13 protein-coding genes are annotated in these 25,029 nt (G+C 43.5%); 2 read left to right on the top strand and 11 right to left on the bottom strand.

Features of this window, described 5'->3' with window-relative positions; all coding sequences use genetic code 11:
* Window positions 1-92: 92 nt before the first annotated feature.
* From FMM05_RS15515 to FMM05_RS15565, 11 genes are all read right to left on the bottom strand, one after another.
* Window positions 93-4,901 carry a GEVED domain-containing protein gene (locus FMM05_RS15515; RefSeq protein ID WP_143374309.1) on the bottom strand — a complete coding sequence of 1,603 codons (4,809 nt, stop codon included), beginning with the start codon at window positions 4,899-4,901 and terminating at the stop codon, window positions 93-95.
* Between the two features lie 338 nt (window positions 4,902-5,239).
* The gene (locus tag FMM05_RS15520) at window positions 5,240-10,822 is read right to left on the bottom strand and encodes an Ig-like domain-containing protein (protein ID WP_143374310.1); all 5,583 of its coding nucleotides are present in this window, start codon (window positions 10,820-10,822) and stop codon (window positions 5,240-5,242) included.
* Window positions 10,823-11,219: 397 nt separating this feature from the next.
* Window positions 11,220-14,519 carry an Ig-like domain-containing protein gene (locus FMM05_RS15525; protein ID WP_143374311.1) on the bottom strand — a complete coding sequence of 1,100 codons (3,300 nt, stop codon included), beginning with the start codon at window positions 14,517-14,519 and terminating at the stop codon, window positions 11,220-11,222.
* 344 nt (window positions 14,520-14,863) lie between these two features.
* Window positions 14,864-16,057, bottom strand: a complete 1,194-nt coding sequence (gene fabV, locus FMM05_RS15530; RefSeq protein WP_143374312.1) for an enoyl-ACP reductase FabV — start codon at window positions 16,055-16,057, stop codon at window positions 14,864-14,866.
* 65 nt (window positions 16,058-16,122) lie between these two features.
* Complete coding sequence (recN, locus tag FMM05_RS15535) at window positions 16,123-17,775, bottom strand: DNA repair protein RecN (protein WP_143374313.1); 1,653 nt, start codon at window positions 17,773-17,775, stop codon at window positions 16,123-16,125.
* 504 nt (window positions 17,776-18,279) lie between these two features.
* Window positions 18,280-19,164 carry a type IX secretion system protein PorD gene (gene porD, locus FMM05_RS15540; protein WP_143374314.1) on the bottom strand — a complete coding sequence of 295 codons (885 nt, stop codon included), beginning with the start codon at window positions 19,162-19,164 and terminating at the stop codon, window positions 18,280-18,282.
* Window positions 19,157-20,368 (bottom strand): bifunctional phosphopantothenoylcysteine decarboxylase/phosphopantothenate--cysteine ligase CoaBC, encoded by a 1,212-nt coding sequence (gene coaBC / locus FMM05_RS15545; protein ID WP_143374315.1) that lies wholly within the window; start codon window positions 20,366-20,368, stop codon window positions 19,157-19,159. Before coaBC ends, porD begins: the two co-directional genes overlap by 8 nt.
* Before the next feature lie 13 nt (window positions 20,369-20,381).
* On the bottom strand, window positions 20,382-20,702 hold the full coding sequence (locus FMM05_RS15550; protein ID WP_143374316.1) for a DNA-directed RNA polymerase subunit omega: 321 nt from the start codon (window positions 20,700-20,702) through the stop codon (window positions 20,382-20,384).
* Window positions 20,703-20,708: 6 nt separating this feature from the next.
* Window positions 20,709-21,515: an outer membrane protein assembly factor BamD gene (locus FMM05_RS15555; RefSeq protein ID WP_143374317.1), complete on the bottom strand. Its 807-nt coding sequence runs from the start codon at window positions 21,513-21,515 to the stop codon at window positions 20,709-20,711.
* Window positions 21,516-21,668: 153 nt separating this feature from the next.
* Window positions 21,669-22,562 (bottom strand): 4-hydroxy-tetrahydrodipicolinate synthase, encoded by an 894-nt coding sequence (gene dapA / locus FMM05_RS15560; protein ID WP_143374318.1) that lies wholly within the window; start codon window positions 22,560-22,562, stop codon window positions 21,669-21,671.
* 2 nt (window positions 22,563-22,564) lie between these two features.
* A complete protein-coding gene (locus FMM05_RS15565; protein WP_143374319.1) occupies window positions 22,565-23,083 on the bottom strand; it encodes a DUF6913 domain-containing protein in 519 nt (172 codons plus the stop codon).
* Window positions 23,084-23,133: 50 nt separating this feature from the next.
* Here FMM05_RS15565 and FMM05_RS15570 point away from each other — a divergent pair, with 50 nt between their 5' ends.
* On the top strand, window positions 23,134-23,925 hold the full coding sequence (locus FMM05_RS15570; protein WP_143374320.1) for a 5'-nucleotidase C-terminal domain-containing protein: 792 nt from the start codon (window positions 23,134-23,136) through the stop codon (window positions 23,923-23,925).
* Window positions 23,922-24,833 (top strand): bifunctional metallophosphatase/5'-nucleotidase, encoded by a 912-nt coding sequence (locus tag FMM05_RS15575; RefSeq protein WP_143374321.1) that lies wholly within the window; start codon window positions 23,922-23,924, stop codon window positions 24,831-24,833. The genes FMM05_RS15570 and FMM05_RS15575 overlap by 4 nt, the downstream gene beginning before the upstream one ends.
* Window positions 24,834-25,029 lie beyond the last annotated feature (196 nt).

The following is a 25,029-nucleotide window of genomic DNA, read 5'->3' on the forward strand; positions in this document are numbered from 1 at the left end:
CCTGATTTTTTAACAAAGTTACTCTTTAAAATAAAAAAGCCGCCAAAAAAATTTGGCGGCTTAGTCCCCTAAGGGTCATCAATTAACTTACACTACTGCTTTTTAACAACCTTGATTGTTTTTACTGTACTGCCGGCAGTTACGTTAAGTACGTAAGTACCATCAGCTAATGCGTTCATATCAACTTTTACATTGGTTGCAGATGGCTGTAAGCCTAATACCTGCTGGCCAAGTAAATTAAATACCGTTACCGATGTAATATCTGAAGAGTAAGAGATGTTAAGTACATCTTTTACAGGGTTTGGATAGTAGCTGAAAGCTGCCACATCAAGATGATCTGTACCTAATGTGATACTACTTACTGTTACTGCAAATACCTCGTTACTTGTACACTCATCTACAGCTGCTACTGCATAATAAGTAGCGCCAGCCGTAATAGCGAAACCTGCAGGAAGCGGGTTAACACCGGCCATAGCATCAGCTTCTGAAGCATACCATATAACATAACCCTGGGTTACTACCATAATGTTCTCTATAGTTGCAACTTCACCAGGATAAACAGATACCTCTTGTGTAGCTTCGCCTGTTGCAGCAGGAACCACAAATACATAAGCTGTAGTTTGAGACCTTCCGCTTTCGCAACCATTATCTGATTGAGATGCGTAGTAAACTGCACCATCCTCTACAACAGTATCCGGAGAAAGTGCTATACCGCCTGTTGCAACATCATACCACTGTATGTTATCGCCTACAGCTGTAAGGCTTGCAACGGTAGCACTGTTACAAAATACTTGTGTAGCAGCTGCATAAGGAGCAGTTGTAAAACAAAGTACAGTAAGTACACCATTTACATTTGTAGTACCATTCCACTCGCCACCACCGGCAGCGCTGTAACCTCCGTAGGTAAATGCACCTCCGTTAATTTGGAAACGTGTGTTATAGTAATAGGTGCCCGGTGCAAGATCTGCGCCTATAGCAGCCATATACTCATCATTATTACCTGCTTGCGAGCTAAATGCCATTGGCACCCATGTTGTCCAAGTAGAAGGATCTGTATTCTCTGATCCAACAGCTATCCATGCAGATATACCTGCGCCAGGGCCCGCTCCAGGAGTAACACCTTCTTCATAAGCCTGGCCATAAACTGTTACAGCGTTACCTTCTGTAACCGTAGCCTCGCCTGGCCATTGCAGGTTAACAAAGTCAAGCTGGGCAGCAGTAATAGTTACTGTAACCGCAAGTCTTGTTGCACTTTCGCACCCTTCTACAGTTTGAGATGCATAGTAAGTTGTACCATCTACAAGGGCAGTTGTACCTGCAAGGGCAGTACCGCCTGTAGCAGCAGCATACCATTGTACCGCAGTACCTGTAGCCATAAGATCTGAAACCCATCCTGCTGTATCTATAGTTTGTGCAGCAGTACCTGTAGGAGCAGGAGTTACATTTACATGAGCCATAACCGCTGTCCTGGTTAAGCTTTCGCAGCCTACAGTTTGAGATGCATAATACGTAGTACCATCTACAAGGGCAGTTGTACCTGCAAGAGCAGTACCGCCTGTAGCAGCAGCATACCATTGTACCGCAGTACCTGTAGCCATAAGGTTTGCTACTGTACCGGAGTTACAGAAAGACTGCATAGCCATAGCCGCAGGAGCAGCAGTAGCACACTCTACAGTAAGTACACCGCTTACATAAGTTGTACCATCCCAGAAAGAACCACCGGCAGCGTTGTAACCACCATATTTGTAAGGTCCGTCAAGTAATTTAAACCTGCTTGCATAGTAGTAAGTACCAGGAGCAAGAGCACCACCTATCTGAGCCATAAACTCATCATTGTTACCAACCTGTGTATTAAACGTCATAGGTACCCAGGTAGTCCATGTGTTAGGGTTGGTGTTAGATGCGCTAACACCTATCCATGCCTGTACGCCTATACCGGGGCCTGCGCCAGGAGTAACGCCCGGCTCATAACCTTGTGCGTAAGCTGTAATAGCTGTGCCTTGTGGTGTTGTAACAACATCCGGCCATTGCAGGTTAACCCAATCCATTTCCGGAAGGATAACTGAAACGTTTATTGCAAGCCTAACCTGGCTTTCGCAACCGTTAAGTGTTTGAGATGCATAGTAAGTACCTGTTACAAGCTCTGTAGTGCCTGCAAGTGGTGTACCGCCTGTTGCAGTTGTATACCATTGTACCGCAGTACCTGTAACATTTAGCTGACTAACTGTTGTAATAACAGTATAAAGAACCTCTGTTACGGCAGACGTTGGAGCCGGTGTAACAGTAACTGTAATTACAGACTCTCCTGATGTTGGGCATCCAAGATCTGTAGAAGCTGTTGCAGAGTAAGTAACATCTGCTGTTGGTTTAGCGTATACCACCATTGCCGATGTACCCGCAGTATATGGTATAGTTGCAGCAGCATCGGTAAATAAACCTGCTACCGGAGCCCATACATAATCTACCGCGTTAGTTGCACCTGTAATGTTTACGTTATAGTCTTCAAACTCACCAAAACCTGTCCAAGAGCAATCGCTGCTTACTAAAGAAAGGGTGTTGTAAGAACATAATACACGCATGCGTGTAACACCATTAATAGCAGTTGCCGGGATAGTTACCGATCCTGTTACTATTGTAGAGGAGTTAACAGCAGTTGTAGAGTTGTATACACTTTCACTATCGCTAAATGTACCATCATGGTTATAATCTATCCATATACGGAAATACTGTAACCATGTAGGATTACCTGATTGTAATGAAACTGTATAAGCAGAGCCACCTGTTACGTTTGCTGTTAAAGCGTTGTAATAAGTATAATCACTCGCTGTATCGCCAGAGGCGTTGTTTGTAATGTTTGCAAAAGAGAAGTTGTTAAGGTAATCTCCGCTCGCGCCTACGCTACCTACAGTAGGAGAACAATAAGCTACAGGGATGATAGACTCACCACCAGAGGCAGTTAGGGTTACAACTTCATTTAAACAAGCTTCGTACTCTGATGGGTTAACGGTTACAGGCTCCGGTAGCGGATTAACTGTAACTGTATAATCAACCATAACCATACATGGCCCTGCCGATTGTGTGGCAGTTAATGTATACGTAGTAGTTTCTGTAGGGTTAAAAGTAAAACCTGTAGCGGCAGTACCTGATACACCTGTAGATGGCGACCATACATACGTATCAAAAGATGATGCTCCTGCTGTGATAGTTACAAGGGCGGTGCTGTTGCCTGAACAGATAGTCTCGGCGTCATCGCTTAATGTAAATACCGCAGGTGCATTAACCACAAATGTAGTAGCTGTAGTTGCGCTACCACCCACTGTTGTAACGTTTACCGTACCGGATACTCCCGCAGGTACTGTTGCAACAATTTGAGTTGTAGTGTTAGTTGTTAAAGGTGTAACAGGTGTACCACCTATAGTTAGTGTAGCATTGCCAAGATCGGTACCTGTTATGGTAATTTCTCCTGATGCTGCGCAATAAGAAGCCGGTGTAAATGATGCAACAACCGGTGCCGGTGGAAGGAACGTTGTTATAGTATAATCTTCATACGTTCCCCAAGACCCTGTATAACAAGGCGTACCGCCTGTATCGTTATCCGTTCCGCCTATCCTTACCCTGTGGCTTCCCACCGGTGCAGTTACAGGAACCATAAAAGTACCCGATAGCGTAGAAGGGTTAGGCTGTGCAGATAAGCCTGTATAAACCAGTTCGCCTGCATCATCAAAATCAGCATCATCATTCCAGTCTACCCATATTTTTGTACCATAGGTAAAACCTGTAGAATAGGTAATAGCAAAGCTCACCGTAGAGCCAAGGGCTGCACTTGTAGCCATAGTAGCATAGTTACCGTAAAAACCTGTTTCAGATCCTGTAGGGTTTGCAATGGTGCCTAATACAACATTAGTTATACCGGTACCATCCTGGCTGCTTGGCGCAGGTATACAATAACCCGGGTAAAATACTTTAGGCCCTGCCCATGAACTTGAATCGGTACCGCTACAAACACTTTTTACCCAAACGTAGTACGTTAACATTGGGTCCAGAGACGTTAAGTTTACCGATGTTACACCAGCACCTACTGTACCCGTAGGAGTACTGCCGGCTGTTGGTGGTGTGTTAGTGTTAGCTACATAATAAGCATAACCGTTAGCCGGTGTACTTGCAGATGCTGTCCAGGATACCGTAGTAGTTGTTAAACCTGTATTTACAGATGCAAGTGCTGTTGGTGAAAGGCACGATGCTACAGGGCCTTCAAACTGAAGCCTTGCAATAGTACCTGTTCTTGTACCGCTTGGCGGTGCAGCAGGATCCGGGTTAGTGCTATCATTATAATAGTATATACCCGTATTAGCCGTACTGGTGTAAGAACCCCAGTTTGCTGTACACGACCAGCTTGGAACATTTTCATCTACCGCTACAATTAAGTTGCTTGTACCATTGTAAGTAAATGGTGTAGATAAGGTAAGCTCCATCCAGTTATTTGCAACCGGAGTAACTGTGCCGGAAAAAACCTGAGTTAAATTCGCTCCCGCTTCCCAGTCGGTATTCGATGTAAACGAGGTTTTTGATGTGTGGCCCAAATAAACCGTCCAGGTATTCCACATTGCAGTATTTGTGCCGCCACCTGTGTAATAAAACCTGATCTTGGTTAACTGGCCCGGTACTCCCCCACCCGATGCAAACTCGGATGCAGATACAATTTGTTGGCTGTAGTTATAACCCCAACATGAATTGATTGGAAAAATACCCCCGGTAGTTGTACCGGAACCAATAGCTATGGTCCCGGTTTGCGCTGAGCCAACCGTGGCCGATAATAAGGCATATAGGACCAAAAGCCCCACACGCCAGCTCCTCAAACCTTTCCCGAAGTTTGAAGACATGAAAATAGTAGTGTTTTTCATATAACATGATTAATTATTAATGTTAATAAAATTATAAAATTATGTTAATATCGTATTACATTATTTTACAACAATTTAACTTTTAGGATATAATTAATTAAAATTTGGTTATCCCTATAAATAAATAATCTATGTGGGGCTACCTGTTACTATTTTGCATAATATTCAGCTAATGTGGCAATACATTATTTTAAATTCTTCTAAATAAGCAAAAATTATAGTTAAAATAATCAAATAGTCACAATAACAATTTAGTTTTTCCGTTAAACGAAATTTTGACCATTAAAAAAAGCCACCGGAAACGGTGGCTTTAAATTACTTTATGGGTTTTAACATTTTTAGTGTTTTTTCACAACCTTTATAGTCTTAACAAAAGATCCTGCTGTTACGTTAACCATATATGTACCTTCAGATAAAGCCGACATGTCAACTTTAGCATCGGTAGCGTTAGGCTGTGTTGTAATTACCTGTTGTCCAAGTAGGTTAAACACACTAACCGATGTAATATCAGAAGAGTATGAAATGTTAAGCACATTATTTACCGGGTTAGGATAATATGTGAATGCTTTAACATCAAAACCTTCTTTACTTAACACTACATCTATGGTTACTGCAAGAACCTCAGTACTTGTACAGTTGCCTATTGTTTGTACAGCATAATACGTAGTACCTGCTGTAAGCATTGTATCTGCAGCAAGCGGATTTGTACCTGCAAGAGCATCAGCTTCGCTTGCATACCATATAACCGTACCTGTAGCTGTAACAACAATATCTTCTAAAGTAGCTTCATTAGCATTGTTAACCGTTACAGTTTGAGTTGCCTCACCCTGTACAGCAGCAGCACTGTTAATAGTTACCGTGAATGTATTCTCATCGGTACAAGTACCAGATGTTGCATAAACATATAATGTAGTAGTTGCATCTATAAGATCGCCAGCCTCTAATTGTGCACCTGTGCCGCCTGTAGCAGTAAAGTAGTTACCGTTTGCAAGCGCAGGAAGCACATACTCATCACACTCAGTTACGTTAGCAGGGGCATCAGCCTCTACAATAGTAATTGTGATTGTAAATGAATTCTCATCGGTACAGTTTGGTGTTGTACCCGATTGTGCATATACATATAGTATAGTAGTTTGTTCAATTACAGTACCCACTGTTATCATTGTACCTGTACCGCCTGTAGCAGTGTAGTAGCTGTTACCGGCTGATAAAGCAGGAAGAGTATACGAACCACATTCTGCAACATTTTCAGGAGCATCAGCAACAGTAGTTGTTAAAGTAACAACAACCGCGGCCCTTGTTAAGCTTTCGCAGGTATCTATTGTTTGAGACGCGTAATAAGTAGTACCGTTAACAATGGCAGTATCCGCGGTAAGCGCAGTACCACCTGTTGCAGCAGCATACCACTGTATACCTGTACCTGTAGCCGTTAAGTTAGCAACTGTAGCAGCAGTACAGAATAATTGGTCCTGGGCTACCGGAGCAGCAGTTACATTTATTTGTGCTGTAACAGCAGTCCTTGCACTTTCGCAGCCTGCAATAGTTTGAGAAACATAGTAGACAGTATCATCTACAAGCGCAGTTTCTGCAGTAAGTGCAGTACCGCCTGTAGCAGCAGCATACCATTGTACCGCAGTACCTGTAGCCATAAGGTTAGCAACCGTAGCAGCGTTACAGAATGTTTGTGTAGCTGTAGCCACCGGAGCAGCCGTAACCGTAATTTGAGCCGTAACAGCGGTTCTTACCGCGCTTTCGCAACCGTTTAGGGTTTGAGATGCGTAGTAAACCGCGTCATCTGTAAGGGCAGTTGTTGTTGCAAGGGCAGATCCGCCGGTTGCGGCAGCATACCATTGTACCGCAGTACCACCTGTAGTTGTAAGGTTGGCTACTGTAGCAGCATTACAAAATGTTTGTGTAGCATCGGCAGCAGGAGCCTCGGTTAAGTTAACTGTTACAGTAACCGTACCTGCACTTGTACAACTGCTTGCAGATGTTGCCGTAGCAGTATAGGTTACCGCACCGGCTGTAGCCGATTTAAAGTAAACCGTACCGGTATTAGCACCCGCAGTATACGCTGTTGTAGCAGCAGCATCGGTATACAGGTTTGTAGCCGGAGACCATGTAATGGCCGAAGGTACAACGCTTGTAAACTTAACGTTTAACCTTTTTGGAGATGCAGTACCCTCTGTAGTTGTACCGGTGTACGAGTATTTCCATATCACAGTATTTTGTGCTGTAGCAGTGTAATACGTTTGGGTATTGTTGGTAGAATCGGCACCATCGTGTGTAATGTTTATCACGATATTAGAGACACCATCCCATACATAAGGAGTTGCAAAGGTAATTACCTGCCAGCCCGATGCTGTGTGGGTATAGGTTTGAGGGCCATATACTGTAGTATAACCTGTAGTAGCAAGGTAGGTAGCATTAGCAAAGCTGCTTAGTGCCGTAGTACCTATTTTAACCGTGTAGTTAGCATTTGTAGCTGCACTACCTAAAGTAGCTACTTCGAAAGCCATAGAGGTAATGTTGCCGGCAGTTAGGCCCGCAGCGTTAAGTTCGGCAGCCGTATAAATGGTCTGCATCCAGTAGTTTGGCCAACGGTTACAAAACGCAGTTGGCTGCTCTGTATCTCCCGTAAGGGTAGTTGCCGTACCAATAGTTGCATTACCCGGGGTTGTACCACCTGTAGCAACTAATGTTTGTATGTTGTTAGCACATACCGCCGGGGCAGCAGGCGTAATTGTTACAGCAGCAGGTAATGGATTTACATTTACCGTTACTGTTTGTATAGCCACACAGCCGGTACCGGCATCGGTAGCAGTTACTGTATATGTAGTAGTTACTGTAGGGTTTACCGTTTGTTCGACACCTGTAAGGTTACCCGGCGTCCATACATAAACGTAGTTAGCATTAGCACTTGCAGCTGTTAAAGTAGCAGGGCCACCGGCACAAACTGCAGAAACAGAAGCCGAAGCAGTAATTGGCGTAGCTGTGGTTACCGTAGCAACAACTGCCTGGCGTGGGCCGGCACAAAGGCTCTTGTATTTTACATCGTAAAAGTAATAGTAGCTTGAGGTTGTTGTACCACCCCACTCTGATGATACTACCGATAATGCACCATCGCTACCCGCATAAGGGTATGTTACACCCGATGTATCACGTATAAGGTTTACTCCGCTTGATGCTTTTATTACCAACCTGTAACCTGTACCCGCCGGAACATCAAAGTTTAAAGGAATAATAGTAGGCGTTGTAGTACCACCGGCTGCTACAGCAACGTTACCTGTAGAAAAAAGCTCGGTAGTCATGGCAGCATTCATTACTTTAATATTTAAAGTACCCGCCGTAGTAGAGTATACCGAAACACTTTCCAGGTTTACAGTTTGTACTGCATTAAATACAATACCCCAGTTTGTAACCGCACTTCCTGTAGATGTGGCAGCCGGAGCCGGTTTACCCGCACTAACGGTAGCGCCTAAAGTTGAAGCCTCTGCATAATACGTAGTTGTTGCACTTATTTGAGGGGTTGCAAAAGTAGCGCCTGTAGCAAGTGGCTGGCCACCTGTTTGAGCAGCAAACCAACGTAGTGTACCTGTAGATGTTGCACCAAGTGTTACACTACCTGTGCCACATATAGAGGCAGCAGCTGTAGCAGTAATATCCGGGTAATCGCATAGTGTTGTAAAGGTAGTAGCTACCGTCCACTCGCTATAGCCTTGTAGGCCACAGTTTGTTCTTGCAAACACATAGTATGTTGTAGATGGCTGTAATGAAGCAACGTTTGCAGTTGTAGCAGTTACCGGTGTGCCTGCTGCTACGGGTGTAGCATTAGTCGTAGAAACCACATACTCATAACCTGTTGGCGTACCAACTGTTGGAGCAATCCACGAAAGGGTTGCGCTGTTTTTTGTTACGTTTGTTGCAGCCTGTACAACCGGGATATCGCAATCAGGTGTTAATTGTACAAGGATGTTACCTATGTGAAAATCATAGTCAGGCGTATCATTAACAGGGCCATCAACAGCCTGAAAAGCTATCTGGATCGTTTGTCCTACATAAGCGTCAAGCGCTAAAGTATAATCAGTAAGTACATTAGTTAATGTAGCTGTATTAGAGGCATCAAAAGTATAGATAGGTGTCCATATTGCACCGCATCCGTCTGTAGATACCATAACACGTACTTTATCATCAGTACCTATCATACGCTCAGGATCAACACCACCCCCTGCAAACTCGGTTATTGCAGCTTTAAATTTAAGCCTTGAGTTTGCTGTGATGTTGATTTTAGGGCTAATGATCCAGGCATTACCTGTATCAAAATATAAATTGAATTTAGCTGTAGTACCGCCAAGTACAGTACTGCTAACCCAGTCTGACGTATTACCCGCAGGGTAAGTAAGACCCGGGGCAGTGCCCGATGCTGTTGGTATATTAGCCTCATACCAACCCGGTACAGCCGTAGCCAAGTTAGAACCGGTAAAGCCGGTAAAGTTGTTTGTTAAAGGCAATGCAACAGCGGTTGGCAATTGTGCAGTAGTAACTGTAATTGCGTTTGTACCCGTAGCGGTGTTATAATAATAATCGTAAGGACCAGCGCCGCAACGGTTGTACTCATATACTTTTACATAATATGGCGTGTTACAGGCAAGCCCCCTTACGAGTACCGATGTACCTGTGCCATCATAAACTACCTGCTGGCCAGAACCTGCAAATAATGCATTGGCAGTTACTGTTTGGCCTGTAGTATTTACAGGATCTGTAATTGGCGATGCACTTACTACTACTAATCTTCTTTCGCCATTACCGTTTGTCCAGCTAAGGTTAAAAGATGTAGCAAATGTATTTGCAGCTGTAACTGTAGCAGCGGTTGCCTGTGTTGCCGGAGCTATTTGGTTATTAACCGCAACCGGTACTGTATAAACAGCATCGCCTGCATTAGTACAGGCTACTTTTAAGCGGTACTGTATGTTAGTGCCTGCAAAAGCCGCCGGTGTATAGCTAAGTGTTGTAGCACCGGTACCACCCACGGCGTTTACCCAGTCGGTACCGTTTGTAGATTGTTCCCATTGGTATACTATACCCGGTAAAGCAGCTGTAGCGCCTGTTACCGTAATTACAGCAGGTGTCGCACCCGTACATGCATAACGCACCAGGCTTGTACCCGGTGTACCAGCTACCGGTGTAGCAGCACATGCCGGCGGTGTAGTAAAGGTATACGTAAGGCCGCTGGTAAAACCAACTGCCCCGTTAAATGTAGCGACAGAAGAATCTGAAATTCCTGAAGTTACAACCGTAGGCGTGTTCCATGAACCTGCCGCTGCAACCGTTAACGCTTTGTAATCGCCCACAGCGGTTTTAATACCCACCTGCGGCTGATAATCTGTTGAAGCTGCATAGGGTGGCGTACCATCATATACAAAAGCGATGGCGCCGGTTACCGTGTTAAGCCTAACCTGGAAATTAAATGATTCGGTTTTTAGCCATCTCCTGAAATTCCTGAACTGGATAACGTTTTCATCACCCACTTTTTCCCAGCGTATTTCAGAAAGGCCTGTAGCGTTAGCACTAAGGTCGGCATTCATTGGGGCAAACAAAACGTTTGTACCTGTAGAGTTACTCAATGACCTGTATTGGTATTCGCTTGGGGCAGTAGTACCCAGGCTTACAATACCGTTACTGGTAACATAAAACTTGTCGTAGCTCGTGCCTCCAAAAGTAAACGGCGTAGTAAACGTTAACTGGCCGGAAACATACGAGTCTAAAGTAACCGCATAATTTGTGGTTGAGGTGATTACGGTACCGCCCGTAATGGGGACATAGGTACCTGAAGACTGCGCAAAGCCGTAAGCTGAGGCCTGCGCATAACTACCCGTGACGACAAAAAACATCAGGGCAATAAGTAGGGTAATTTTTTTCATGTAAATTAATGATTAATTAAAAAGCTATTAAAACTATAAAAATTAACCAGTCTCCCTACCCAGCTGTGATTTATTATCTACTACACAAACATTTTGTTAAATACATAACAAAACAAGACCATTTAAATAAAATATTTAAATGGTCTAAGTTAAATTTATGTTAAGCACCAACGATATATCCTGTTAAAAAATGAGTTGAATTCGTACAATTTAAAATAAAAACATTCACTTCTACGTAATATTGTTATAATATTACATAAAACTAAGGTGTTTAACAAAAAATTAACCCGGGTTCTTAATGTTATGTTGACATTATAACATTTCACTTCCGCACCGGGTTATGTATTGAGGCCACCGCTACCCGATGGCCTTTGCTTTTTAATAGATCATTAGCCTACTACTCTTTAACAATCTTAATCGTTTTTACCCTACCTGCCGCACTAACAGTAACAAGATAAGTTCCTTGTGATAGGCCGGACATATCTACTGTAGTGTTGGTTACGTTAGGAGTAACTGATAAAACCTGCTGCCCTAATAAATTAGTAACATTAACCGCAGTTATTTCAGATGAATAGGATATTGTAAGATTATTGCTTACGGGGTTAGGGTAATATTTAAGGGCACTGGCATCAAAATCTTTAGTACCTAATGTAAGGGTAATTGTTACTTCAAAAACCTCTGTGCTTGTACACTCACCTATGGTTTGTGTAGCATAATATGTGGTACCTGTTACTAATACGGTACCTACAGGTAATGCACCCGTGCCGGCTAAAGCAGCTTCTTCGGTAGGATACCATGTTACAGTACCTGTAGCAGTAACCTCAATGTCAGATAATATAGCCGTTTCGCCTGTACCAAGTGCTATGGTTTGTGTTTCAGCGCCCGATGGCGCATCAACAGTGGTAATTGTAACTGTAAATTCGTTTTGGGCAGTACAGTTTGGCGTAGTGCCAGATTGTGCATATACATATAAAGTAGCGGTAGCATCAATCGTTGCTCCGGCTGCAAGCATAGTGCCTGTACCGTTAGCACCTGTGTAATAATTACCGTTTGTTAAGGCCGGTAATATATAAGCGTTACATGTAGTAACATCAGCCGGATCATCGGCCACCGTAGTTGATAGTGTAACGGTTACAGCAGTACGATCTGTACTCTCGCACGTAGAAACAGTTTGTGATGCATAGTATACCGACCCGTTTACAAGGGCAACATCCTGTGCAATAGGAGTTCCGCCCGTTGCAGCAGCATACCATTGTACCGCAGTACCACCTGTAACAGAAAGGTTAGCTACAGTAGCAGCTGTACAAAATACTTGTGATATTGCAACAGCCGGTGCAACAGTTGTAGTTACCTGAACGGTAGATGGCATCCTGATTCCGCTTTCGCAACCATTAACGGTTTGAGATACGTAGTATGTTGTACCGTTAACAAGTGCAGTTGCAGATGCAAGTGGCGTACCACCAATACCAACAGTATACCATTGTAATGCTGTACCCGTAGCAGTTAAGTTAGCTACAGTAGCTGAACCACAAAATGCTTGCGTAGCAGCTACAGTTGCAGGTTCGGTAGCCAATACGGTAACCTCTACAGTTCCTGAAGTAGCACATCCAATTGACGATGTTGCCGTAGCTGTTATAGTGCTTGTACCTGCTGTAGGCGACCTGAAGTATACCGTGTTAGCAACGGTACCCGCCACGTAAGGAACGGTAGCAAGTGCATTGCTATACAAATGATTAACCGGAGACCAGGTAACCGTTGTAGGTAAAGTGCTTGTAAACTTAACATTTGGCCTTTTTGTAGAAAGCTCTCCCGTAGTAGAACCGTCATAATTATACTGCCATATTACCATAGTATCTGTAGTATCGCTGTAACGTGTCTGTGCGTTATCTGCTGCGTTGGCACCATCATGTGTAATGTTTACCACAATGTTAGATACGCCATCCCAAACATAAGGGGTAGTAAACGTAATTACCTGCCATCCTGATGCTGTGTGCCCATGAACAATAGGGCCGTATACTGTTGTAAAATCAGTAGTTGGCAAATAGGTACCGTTTTCAAAACTGCCTATGGTGGTAGTACCAATTTTAACCGTAAAGTTGTTGTTAGAGCTGGCGCTTCCCATAGTAGCGGTATCAAAAGCTATAGAGGTTATGTTACCGGCTGTAAGGCCTGCGGCGTTAAGTTCGGCAGCAGTGTATATCGACTGGCTCCAATAGTTTGACCAACGGTTGCAAAATGCAGTAGGCTGCTCATAATCGCCGGTTAAGGCTGTACCTGTACCTATGGTAGCCTCGCCACCTATGGTTCCGCCGTTAGCGGTAAGGGTTTGGATAGCACTTTGGCAAACATCCGGGTTAAGCGGTGCAATGGTAACTTCTGAAGGGTATACCCCAACAGTTATTGTAATAGAAGCTACAATAGTACAGTTGTTTGCACTATCAGTACCCATTACAGTATACTCGGTAGTTGCAGTAGGAGCAACCGTTTGTGTTGGCCCGGTTAGGTTACCCGGAAACCAGCTGTACGTATAATCAGGGTTGGTACTTGTAACCGAAAGCGTTGTGCTGCCGCCTGTACAAATATTTGTGGCTGTAGCCGATGGCGTAATAGCTGTAGCCGGTGTTACGGTAACAAGCACAGGTGTTCTTGGGCCTTCGCAATCGCCGTTAACCGCTGCAACATAATATGTGGTAGTTTGCAGTACATAGTATACAAAAACCGGCCCCTGCCCTATCTGGTTGCCGCCTGTTGCTGCATTGTACCATTTTAGTACCGATCCTTCGCTACCTGTAGCATTTAGCATTACAAGCCCCTGGCCGCAAACCGAACCCGGGGTTACGCTAAGCACATCGCCGTAATCGCACATTGTGCTAATGTTAATTGGGCCTGTCCAGGTACTGTAAGAGCCAGTTCCGCAATTAGAACGTACCCAAACATTATAAGCTGTACTCGCCGTTAAAGAACCCGCAGTAGCGGTAACAACACCTGCTGCTACGCTACCTGTAGGTGTGGTTGCATCGGTTGGTGCAGTATCCGATTGGTTTACATAGTACTGGTAGCCACTTGCAGGGGCAGCTGTAGCAGCCGTCCATGAAAATGAAACGCTATTTTCTGTAGTTGCAGCAGCAACTAAGCTGGTAGGCTCTATACATGCCGGAGAAACATCCAGCGTTATATCATCTACAAAAAGGCTGTTTTGGTTGGCAATTGAATAGATATTGTAACCAATATAGTATACGCCCGTTGTAGCCGGTGTAAAATCGATGGTTTTGGTAAGCGGGCCATCGCTGTTGGTAATACTTGGCTGATCGGCCAGAACCGTGGTCATAGCCGTTGCGTTATTGGCAGTACCGTAAGCAACTTTAAGGCTTTCGGTATAACCATTGTTGCCATACTTATAGGTAAGCCTGTATGATGTGCCGCCCGTTAGGTTTAATGCCTTGGTATAAAACCAGGTATTAGCCGCATTAAGGCTGTACAGGTACGTTAAGGTCTTCGTGGTAAAACCATTGCTTCCTGGTACGCTGGTTGTCCAGTTGTTGCCTGTACCCACATTTTGGTTAGTGGTACAAGGCGGTAAGGCTGGAATTGTAACCGATTCGAAATTCTCCGAATACGGCACACTTACCGGATCGCATTGTGCATAGCCCGACATCCCTGCAAGCACGCACGCAATTAGTAAAGTAATCTTTTTCATAGTTTAAGTAAATTGTAAATTAATAGGCTACAAACTTAAACTTACGCTTAATCAATTTATAACTTATTACCCTAAACTACAAGCCCGCACAGCCATAAATAGGGCGACAGAAGTGATAAAAACGGCGACAATTACCTAAAACGCATATTTAATAAAATGATAATCAAAACATTACACAACAACCGTTTGAAACAGCGTCAAAACCTGCATTTTATCTTGTAAGAAAGCCCTGAACATATTAACGAATGATAAAATATGTTTTTAACGATTGGTTTACTTCACACCCAAACAAACAAAGCCCCCTTAAAAAAGGAGGCTTTGGCATAATTGTAAGCGAATTTTAACTATTCGCTTATGCTTTCAACATTTACAAGTTCGTTAGCTTCGGCTTTATAATCAACGCCATTTAAGCCAAAGCCAAACAGGTTATAAAAATCGTCCCTGTAACCTTCAAGGTCACCCAGTTCGGCAAGGTTCTCCGTAGTAGCCTGCTCCCAAAGGGCAGCTACTTTTTGTTGGATATCATCGCGCATTTCCCAGTCGTCTATACGTATCCTGCCTTTTTCATCAACAGGTACTTCGCCGCCGGTATAAAGCCTCTCGGCATATAAACGCTGTATTTGCTCTATTGTACCTTCGTGCACGCCTTCTGCCTTCATTATCTTGTATAATAACGAAATGTATAACGGTATAACCGGTATGGCCGAGCTTGCCTGTGTAACCAATGCTTTGTTAACAGACACATACGCTTTACCGTGAATATCTTTAAGGCTGTCGGTAATTTCAAAAGCGGTAGCTTCAAGGTGGTCTTTTGCACGGCCTATGGTACCTTTACGGTACACCGCCTCTGTAAGTGCAGGGCCTATATAAGAATACGCTACTGTTTGTGCGCCTTCGGCTAAAAGGTTCTCTGCCTTAAGGGCATCGATCCACATGGCCCAGTCTTCGCCGCCCATTACAGCAACAGTGTTTTCTATATCGCCATCCTGTGCAGGCTGTATTGATATCTCCGATACTTTACCGGTATGGAAATCAACCGTTTTATTGGTATAAACACCCCCTATAGGTTTTAGTACCGAACGGTGCAGCACACCTGTTTCAGGATGCTGGCGCACCGGCGATGCAAGGCTGTAGATAACAAGGTCTACCTGGCCAAGGTCGGCTTTTATAAGGTCTATGGTTTGTTGCTTGATTTCTTTGCTAAAGGCATCGCCGTTAACGCTTTTTGCATACAGGCCCGCGGCATGGGCTTCTGTTTCAAAAGCAGCAGAGTTGTACCAGCCCGGTGAAGCCGTTTTACCCTCTACAGGCGGTTTTTCAAAAAATACACCTATGGTAGATGCATTGCTGCCAAAGGCACTGGTAATTCTTGATGCAAGGCCAAAACCTGTTGATGCGCCTATTACAAGCACTTTTTTAGCACCGTTTATAGTGCCTTTAGATTTTATGTACTCAATCTGGTTCTTTACGCTTGCCGCAGCCCCATCGGGGTGAGCCGTAAGGCAGATAAATCCGCGCATTCTTGGTTCTATGATCATAACGTTATAATGATGTGTTTGTGTGTGTCTTATTATTTTTGAACGGACAAATATAACCCGATTTTTTAGTTGAGCAATGCTTTTGCGTGTGTTAAAGCCGATTCGCTTACATCCCTGCCCGAAAGCATTTCGGCAATTTCGCGTATCCTTTCGTCTTTGGTTAGCAGCCTTAACTCTGATACCGTTGTTTCGCCCTGCGTAGTTTTAGCTACCTTGTAATGCTGGTCGCCTTTGGCTGCAATTTGCGGTAAGTGGGTTATGGCAAACACCTGCATGGTACTGCTCATAGCCTTCATAATATCGCCCATTTTTATAGCTATCTCTCCCGATACCCCTGTATCTATCTCATCAAATATTATGGTAGGCAGTTTGGAATATTGCGCCAGTATTGCCTTTATGGCAAGCATAATACGCGACATCTCCCCACCCGAGGCTACTTTTTTAAGCAGGCCAAAATCAGTACCCTTGTTTGCCGAGAATTGCAGGTTCATCTGGTCTTTACCGTTAGCATAATAGGCTTCGGATGCTGTAACCTCAAATTTAAAACGGGCGTTAGGCATACCCAGTTGTTGTAGTATCGCCGTTATCTTGTCTGTAAGGATAGGCACCGCCCTTTGCCTTTGCTCGTGCAATAGTGCTGCCGTGGCATCGGTTTCGGCTTTAGCCTTTTCGCCTTGGGTTTCCAAATCTTTTATGGCATCATCAAGCCCTTCTACTAACACAACTTTGCCTTCCAGCTCTTCCTGAATGGCAATAAGCTCTTCTATCGTGGCGGCTTGGTGCTTTTTTTGCAGGGCATAAATAAGCTGAAGCTTTTGGTTAACGCGCTCCAGTTCTTCGGGGTCGTTAGTAAGGGTTTCGTAGTTTTCAGAGAGGCTATCGGCAATATCGTCAAGTTCTATCAAAAGGCTCGAAACCCTTTCGTAAAACGCGTTATATTCGGGCGAAAGCCCGCTTATTTTTTGCAGCGCCCCTTTTATATCTTTAAGGTTTTGGATGCTGCCTATTTGCTCTTCATTAGCCAGAGCCAGTGCGCGCGCAACCTGTTCCTTTATAAATTCTACGTTACTCAGTTTTTCTAAAGAAGCTTCCAGTTCTTCCTGCTCCCCTGCCTTTAGGTTAGCGGCGACCAGTTCGTTAAGCAAGAACGTATTGTAATCCTGCTCTTTAGAGAGCGTGCCTTTTTGTTCCTGTAGTTTTTTTAGTTTGGTAACCACCGACTTATATGCCGTGTACTGTTTTTTGTAGGTTTCAAGCAATTGGTCGTTGCCTGCCACGGCATCCAGTATCTGCATCTGGTACAGCTCATCGCTTAGTTCACGGGTTTGCTGCTGCGAGTGTATATCTATAAGGTAATTGCCCAGTTGTTGCAATTCGGTTAAGTTAACCGGGCTGTCGTTTACAAAAGCACGCGATTTGCCCGAGGGCAAAATTTCCCTGCGGATGATGGTTACATCTTCGTAATCCAGGTCATTCTCTGTAAAGAAATCGGTAAGGTTATAGTCGGATATTTTAAAATGTGCTTCTACCACACATTTTTGTTCTTTGTCTTTAAGCGAAGTAAGGTCGGCACGGTTGCCCGACACCAGCCCTAACGCCCCAAGTATGATGGATTTACCGGCACCGGTTTCGCCGGTAATGGTAGAAAACCTGCCCGAAAAATCGATGTGCAGGTGCTCTATAAGCGCAAAATTTTTAATTTGAAGTGTTTGCAGCATATTGGTTTAAGGTGCATGTAAGCAGTACAAATATACTATTTAGCGTGGAATAATCAATGAGGGAATACGGGTGGAAATTATAAATTTTATTGGAATAAGCCGCTAATTTCACGATTTTCGGAAATTAGATTTTTATACCGGAAATTACATTTTTAGTACTACCCTAACCTGTTTGAAAAAGTACTGCATACCCATTTCTCTTATTTTTACCACAAAGACACAAAGTATTTAACATCCATCAGGCACGAGGCTCGCAAAGGTAACCATCTAAAGATGGAAGGACACAAAGCTGTAGTTTTTGAAACGCAATCTACAACCATACAACTTTGTGACCTTTGTAAGACAACAAAGTTGTCCTACCGTGTCTTACAAAAGATAGACTTTGTGAACTTAGTGCCCTTGCATTGTGCCTTTGTGGTAAAATTTAAATATTATATATTATAGAAACAAAAACCTGCAACATTAATGTATTGCAGGTTCCTTATGATTTTATTTATGTTCAGTTTACCTAAGCTTACCCCATTTAGAGCCGTTCATAGGTGAAACGCGGTTTAGCACATCCTGTAGTTCATTTATAGGCACGTTAGGCCCTCCGGAGAACATTGCCACTATTTCATCTGACTTGGCATCAAAGAAAACGCGGGTTAAAAACGCATTGGGGCGTACTTTGTGTAACTCGGCCAGCTTTTTTATAGCGATAATAGCTTTTTCCTTGCCTTCTTTCTGGTTATCGGCCATTTTATCAAGTGCTACCCTGTGGTAGGCATATTGCGCCTCCCTAAAAGGTTTGTAGGTATTAGAAAGTACATCGTTTACCAGAAAATAACGGCTTTGGTTACCATCCTGCTGTGTCCAGCCCTTGCCACCGCTTTGCGATATACTCACAATGTTTTGTGCTGCCTGGTAATAATCGGTACCGCCTTCTTCAGAGTAGGTATCAGCATCTACGGCAATGATCATGTTAGCATAAAATGCCACAAGCGCCACAAGGTTAGAGTCGAACGAATTGGGGTTAAAAATAAGGTTCTCACCCTCGTTATACCTGAACGATACATCTTTATCGTTAATATTTAATACCGGCGACTGGTAGGTAGAATTAAACACTGGCCTTGATGAAGCTACCTGCATCATGGCAGTAAAACTGTTATTGTCGTACGCCGAGATGTTAAACAGCATGGAGCACTCAATACGCTCGCTCCTGCCAAAGTTGCGGGTTGTCCAGCGGGTATTGTTTACAAAATCCTGTAACGATTTTTCGAGCGTTTTAAATATTTGCGGGTTGGCATCGGTAATACGGTCAAAGCTTACGCTAACCTTGCAATTAAGCTCCTGTGCCTTTGCGGTATAAGAAAAGCCTACCAGCAATAATAGCCCTATCCATTTATGCATTGTATGTATTTTTTATCTTGTTTATAATATCCTGTGCCACTTCTTCTTTTGTTTTAAGTTCCATGGGCTCTTCGTTAAAGTTTTTGTCTATAAACGTTACTTTGTTAGTAGCGCTGCCAAAACCGGCTCCCCTATCATTTAATGAGTTTAAAACAATCAAATCTAAGTTTTTTTTCGTGATCTTTAGCTTTGCATTTTCAGTTTCATTCTCGGTCTCTAACGCAAAACCCACTAAAAACTGGTGCATCTTCTTTTCGCCGAGGGATGCCAGTATGTCTTTTGTTTTTTCCAGCTGTAGCGTTAACGTGCTTTCGCTCTTTTTTATTTTTTGCGGCGCTACGGTTGCAGGCCTGTAATCGGCTACGGCAGCGGCGGCCACGGCGGCATCTACAGTGCCAAAATACTTATGGCAGGCCTTATACATCTCTTCAGACGACGTTACCTTAACCACCTTTACCATAGGGTGCTTTAACTCTAAATGCGTGGGGCCGGTAACTAAAATTACCTGTGCACCCTCGTTAGCGGCGGCTTTGGCAATATCAAAACCCATTTTGCCCGACGAATGGTTACCTATAAAACGCACGGGGTCTATAGGTTCGTATGTGGGGCCGGCAGTTACCAGTATTTTTTTTGTGCGAAGCGGTAGTTTACCCTCAATATCCTTTTCTAAAAATGCTACAATATTTTCGGGTTCTGCCATGCGGCCTTCGCCGGAAAGCCCGCTGGCAAGCTCGCCCGATTCTGCCGGGATCACTTTGTTGCCATAGGATTCCAGTTGCCTGAAACTTTCTTTTGTAGAGGGGTGCTTGTACATATCCAGATCCATTGCCGGGGCAACATACACCGGGCATTTAGCCGAAAGATAGGTAGCAATAAGGATATTATCTGAATTGCCTGTTACCATTTTAGATAGGGTATTGGCCGTGGCCGGGGCAATTACAAAGAGGTCGGCCCAAAGGCCAAGGTCTACGTGGTTGTTCCAAACGGCGTTTTCGTCTTCTTCATGGTAAAAGGAAGAGTAAACGGGGTTTTTAGAAAGCGTAGAAAGGGTAAGCGGGGTAATAAAATCTTTAGAAGCAGGCGTCATGACTACTTTTACATGTGCGCCTGCTTTTATAAAAAGCCTTACCAGCGACGCTGTTTTGTATGCGGCAATGCCCCCGGAAATGCCGAGTAATATTTTTTTACCGCTTAAAACAGACATCTTTTAAGGTGTATTATTGTTTGTTAGGATCCCTGTAAGAAATCTTACCTTCTAACCACTCCTGTACTGCAAGAGCGTGTGGCTTAGGTAGTTTTTCGTAAAACTTAGAAACTTCTATCTGCTCCTTATTTTCAAAAATTTCCTCAAGGCTGTCATTGTAGGTAGCAAACTCCTCAAGCTTTTCGATCAGTTCTTTCTTGATCTCTGTATTAATCTGGTTAGCCCTTTTAGCAATTATGGTAATTGCCTCATATACATTACCGGTAGGCTCCTCAATGGTAGTCTTATTGTAGGTAGTTGTATTTACGGGAGCAGTTGTTTTTTTTAAATCCATGACTCGTTATTTTGAAAATTTCTCTAATTCAGTATCTATCTTAGTAAGCATGGCATCGGCCTGTGCTTTGTATTTTGTGTCGCTTTTAAATTTAACCAGTGCAGCATAATTTGCTTTTGCAGCCACGAGGCGCTCCTGCATTTTTGTCTGGATACTGTTTATTGCCAGCTGGTACGAAGAATCGAACTTTAAATAAAGCGCATCTTCTTTAAGCGATGTACCCGGAAAATCGATAATAAAATTATCAAAGGTTTTAATGGCAGCATTGTAATCGCCAAAATATTCGGCAGTATCATAATATTGCTTTGCTATCTCAAATGCTTTCTTCTCTAGTTTTTCCCTTAGCTCCTTTACTAATTGGTTAGCCTCCGGCATGTATTGCGATGTAGGGTAGCTGTCTATAAACGCCTGCATTTTATCTAATGCCTTGTAGGTATCTACCTGGTCTAACGAGTAGCGTGGCGACAGGTGGTAGTAGCTTTTTGCCCCAAGGAACAATGCCTCTTCGGCCTTCTGGCTGCGCGGGTAACCGGCAGAGAATTTTTCAAACTGATAACCTGCCGTGTAATATTGCTTTGTTTTGTACAATGCATCACTATACATAAAAAACATTTTTTCGGCCTGTGGCTTACCTGCATACGATGGCGCTATCTGCTCAAAAAGGCGAATAGCCTTCATGTATTTTCCATCGGTATAAAGCTTCTCGGCCACTTCATATTTCGTTTTAACGTCTTCCGACTTTAATGCTTTTTGAAATTCGCTGCATGATGTTAGCGTTAAAGCGAAAAGAAGTATGTAAAAAAATCTTGCCATAAATAAAGGTTAAGCGGCTGTGCAGCGGCTGTTGTAAAAGCAACTGCAAAATTAGTTAATAATTACAGAATAAAAAATCTTTTTTTCATGCGTATCTCACATAAAAAAAGATGCCGTATTTGGCACCTTTCTTTAAACTGTATTTTTACTGTTTTATTGTACAGCTGCGGGATGTAACTTATTTACAAAGGCCGATAGCCTGGCCGCTAAATCATCATTAATATTTACTAACGGAAGCCTTACCACATCGTCGCAAAGGCCCAGTTCTTTAAAAATATGCTTGATGCCTGCCGGGTTGCCCTGCTCAAAAATCATGTCTATCGAGTCGGCAATCTCATAATGCAGCTTATAGGCCTCATCTACCCTGCGCTCTAAGCCCAGCTTAACCATTTGCGAGAACTGCTTAGGAAAACCTTCGGCGATTACCGAGATTACCCCTGCCCCACCGGCCAAAACCATCGGCAGCGTTACCATATCATCGCCCGATATTACAAGGAAACCATCAGGCTTGCCCTGTATAAGGCGCATGGCCTGTACAATATCGCCCGCGGCTTCTTTAATGCCTACTATGTTGCTAAAATCATTCGCCAGCCTAAAAACCGTTTCGGGCAGCATGTTGCTTGCCGTACGGCCGGGTACGTTATACAAGATAACCGGTAGCGGAGATGCCTGCGCCACGGCTTTAAAATGCTGGTAAATACCCTCCTGAGTAGGCTTATTATAATAAGGCGATACCGATAGGATTGCCGTAAACGCCGATAGGTCGCGCGATATAAGTTCATCGGCTACCTCTTTAGTATTGTTGCTGCCCACTCCTAAAACAAGGGGCAGCCTGCCGTTGTTTGCCTTTATAACCGTCTTTATAACAAGTTCCTTTTCATCTTTATCCATAGTGGCAGGCTCGCCTGTGGTACCTAATACCACAAGATAGTCTATACCGCCGTCTATCTGATAGTTAACAATTCTTTCAAGAGCCTCTGTATCTACAGATAGGTCTTTTTTAAAAGGGGTAATAAGCGCAACGCCCGTACCTGTTAATGACTGCATGGTTATAATTTGTTTAGTATTTTTAAATATTTAAATAGCTCTGTTACAAACTCTTTGTACTTTTCGGCCAGGGTTTTAATCATAAAGGTGTTAAGGCGGTTATCTACCGTGCTAAAGCCTGCCTTAAATTTAGCCTGGCTTTTTAGGGTGGCCAGCTCCAGCGGCGCCTTGCCCACATCATAATAGCTTATAAGGATGTCAAAAGGCTTATTGATGAACGCCGATACATCTTCCTTAGTAAAATCGCCTGCCGATGATATGTCGGCACGGGTAAGGTAGCAGCAGTCCATCACTTCGCCCTTTTTTAGCTTATCTTTAAAGCTAAGGGTATCTATATTGCTGCGCTGTATGCCGTTGCTTACCAGCTCTCTTATAAGGGCCTCTTTTTGCGTAAAGTACGTTTCATCTATAAGTACACCTACGGTAACAATTTTACCGGCAGATGTGGCAGCCTTGTAGTTGAGTAAGCTTTTCTTAACAATCTTTTTAAGGCCAAAATCTTTAATAAACTTCAAAAACATAGTACTTTTATTGCCGAATGCAAAAATATCGAATAAAAAGGTCAACCGCAATGAGAATATCTAAAAAGTATAACACATACCGCAGCGGGTTTGTTTTATTTTTAACAACGGCCCTTTTAATTTCGTGCGGTGCACCTGCATTTTATGCTACCGCGATTGAGGGGAAAAAGCTCCCGATATCTGCCGAATATAGCAATAACCACGCCATTGAAGATTATGTGGCACCCTACCGCACCCACATTAATAAAGACCTGGACAGCGTTTTGGTCTACTGCCCTGAAACGATGGATAAAACCAATACCATTAACGGCTGGCAAACTACGATAGGTAACCTTTTGGCAGATGTTACTTTTGATAAAGCTGCCACCCTGATTAAAACCCGGGAGAACCGAAATTTAGATATTTGCCTGCTTAACCACGGCGGTATACGATCTGTAATTGCTAAAGGGCCGGTTACTGCCCGCACTGCTTTTGAGGTAATGCCTTTTGAGAACAGCCTTATGGTAGTTGCCCTTAAAGGCGAACAGGTAATGGAAATGGCGCAGTACATTGCCCGTGAAAAGAAGCCGCATCCACTGGCCGGCATGCTGATTGTTTTAGATGAAAATGACTCGGTTAAAACTGTTACCATTCAAGGCAAGCCTTTGCAGCCCGAGAAGATATACAACATTGCAACATCTGACTATTTGGTAAACGGCGGCGACAGTATGACGTTTCTTGGCAATGCCGTTGCCACTTACGACCTTACTTATAAACTGCGCGACGTGTATATTGATTATTTTAAGGAGGTAGATACGCTGCCCATAATCCGTACTGAACGTATAGTAACACAGAAACCATGAAAAGAAGGGAATTTATACAGAAAACTGCGGCAGGCAGCGCACTGGTACTGGGCGGGTTATCGCTTAGCAGCTTTGCAGAGCCTGAGACCAAAAAGATTACCATATTGCACACTAACGATGTGCACAGCCATATAGACCCGTTCCCCATAGACGACCCTAAATTCCCCAATATGGGCGGCGCTGCGCGCAGGGCTTCGCTTATTGAGCAGGTAAGGCGCGAAGAGCCTAACGTACTGCTGCTGGATGCCGGGGATGTTTTTCAGGGTACGCCCTACTTTAATTATTATGGCGGCGAACTGGAGTTTAAGCTCATGAGCATGATGCAGTATGACCTGGCTACCATGGGCAACCACGATTTTGATAACGGCATTGATGGTTTTAAGCTGCAATTGCCCCACGCAAAATTTGATTTTGTATGTGCCAACTACAATTTTAAGAACACCGTGCTGGATGGCATTGTGAAGCCATACAAGATTTTTTATAAGGACGGACTGAAAATAGGCATTTTTGGTTTAGGGATTGAACTTAACGGACTGGTTAACAAAAACCTGTATAAAGAAACGGTGTACAACGACCCTATTGGCACCGCACAGGATATGGCGCGTACCCTGCGCCACACAGAGAAATGCGACCTTGTGATATGCCTCTCACACCTGGGCTTTATTTATGCCAACGAGCCAAATAAAGTGTCTGACCTTGTGCTGGCACGCGCCACTAAAGATATCGACCTGATCATTGGCGGGCATACCCATACTTTTTTAACCAAACCCTACATTGAGAAAAACAGCGCCGGCGAAGAAGTGATCATTAACCAGGTGGGGTGTTATGGCATAAATGTAGGCCGGATAGATTTTACTTTTGAGAAAGGCAAAAAATCTAAAATGGGGAGTAAGACGATTTCTGTATAGTTTTTTTTAAAGTTGCAAAGTTACAGAGTTGCAAAGTCGAAAGTTGGAGGTCCGAAGTTGGAAGTCCAAAATTGATATTGAATGCAAATTCCAAAAAACAAATTCCAAATTCAAATCGCAAATTCCAAAAATGAATTTAAATTTCAAACCACAAATTTTAAATTGGAAGTGAGATTTAGGTGGCGAATTTTAAATC

The organism is Flavobacterium zepuense (assembly GCF_007097145.1).
Lineage (GTDB): Bacteria > Bacteroidota > Bacteroidia > Flavobacteriales > Flavobacteriaceae > Flavobacterium > Flavobacterium zepuense.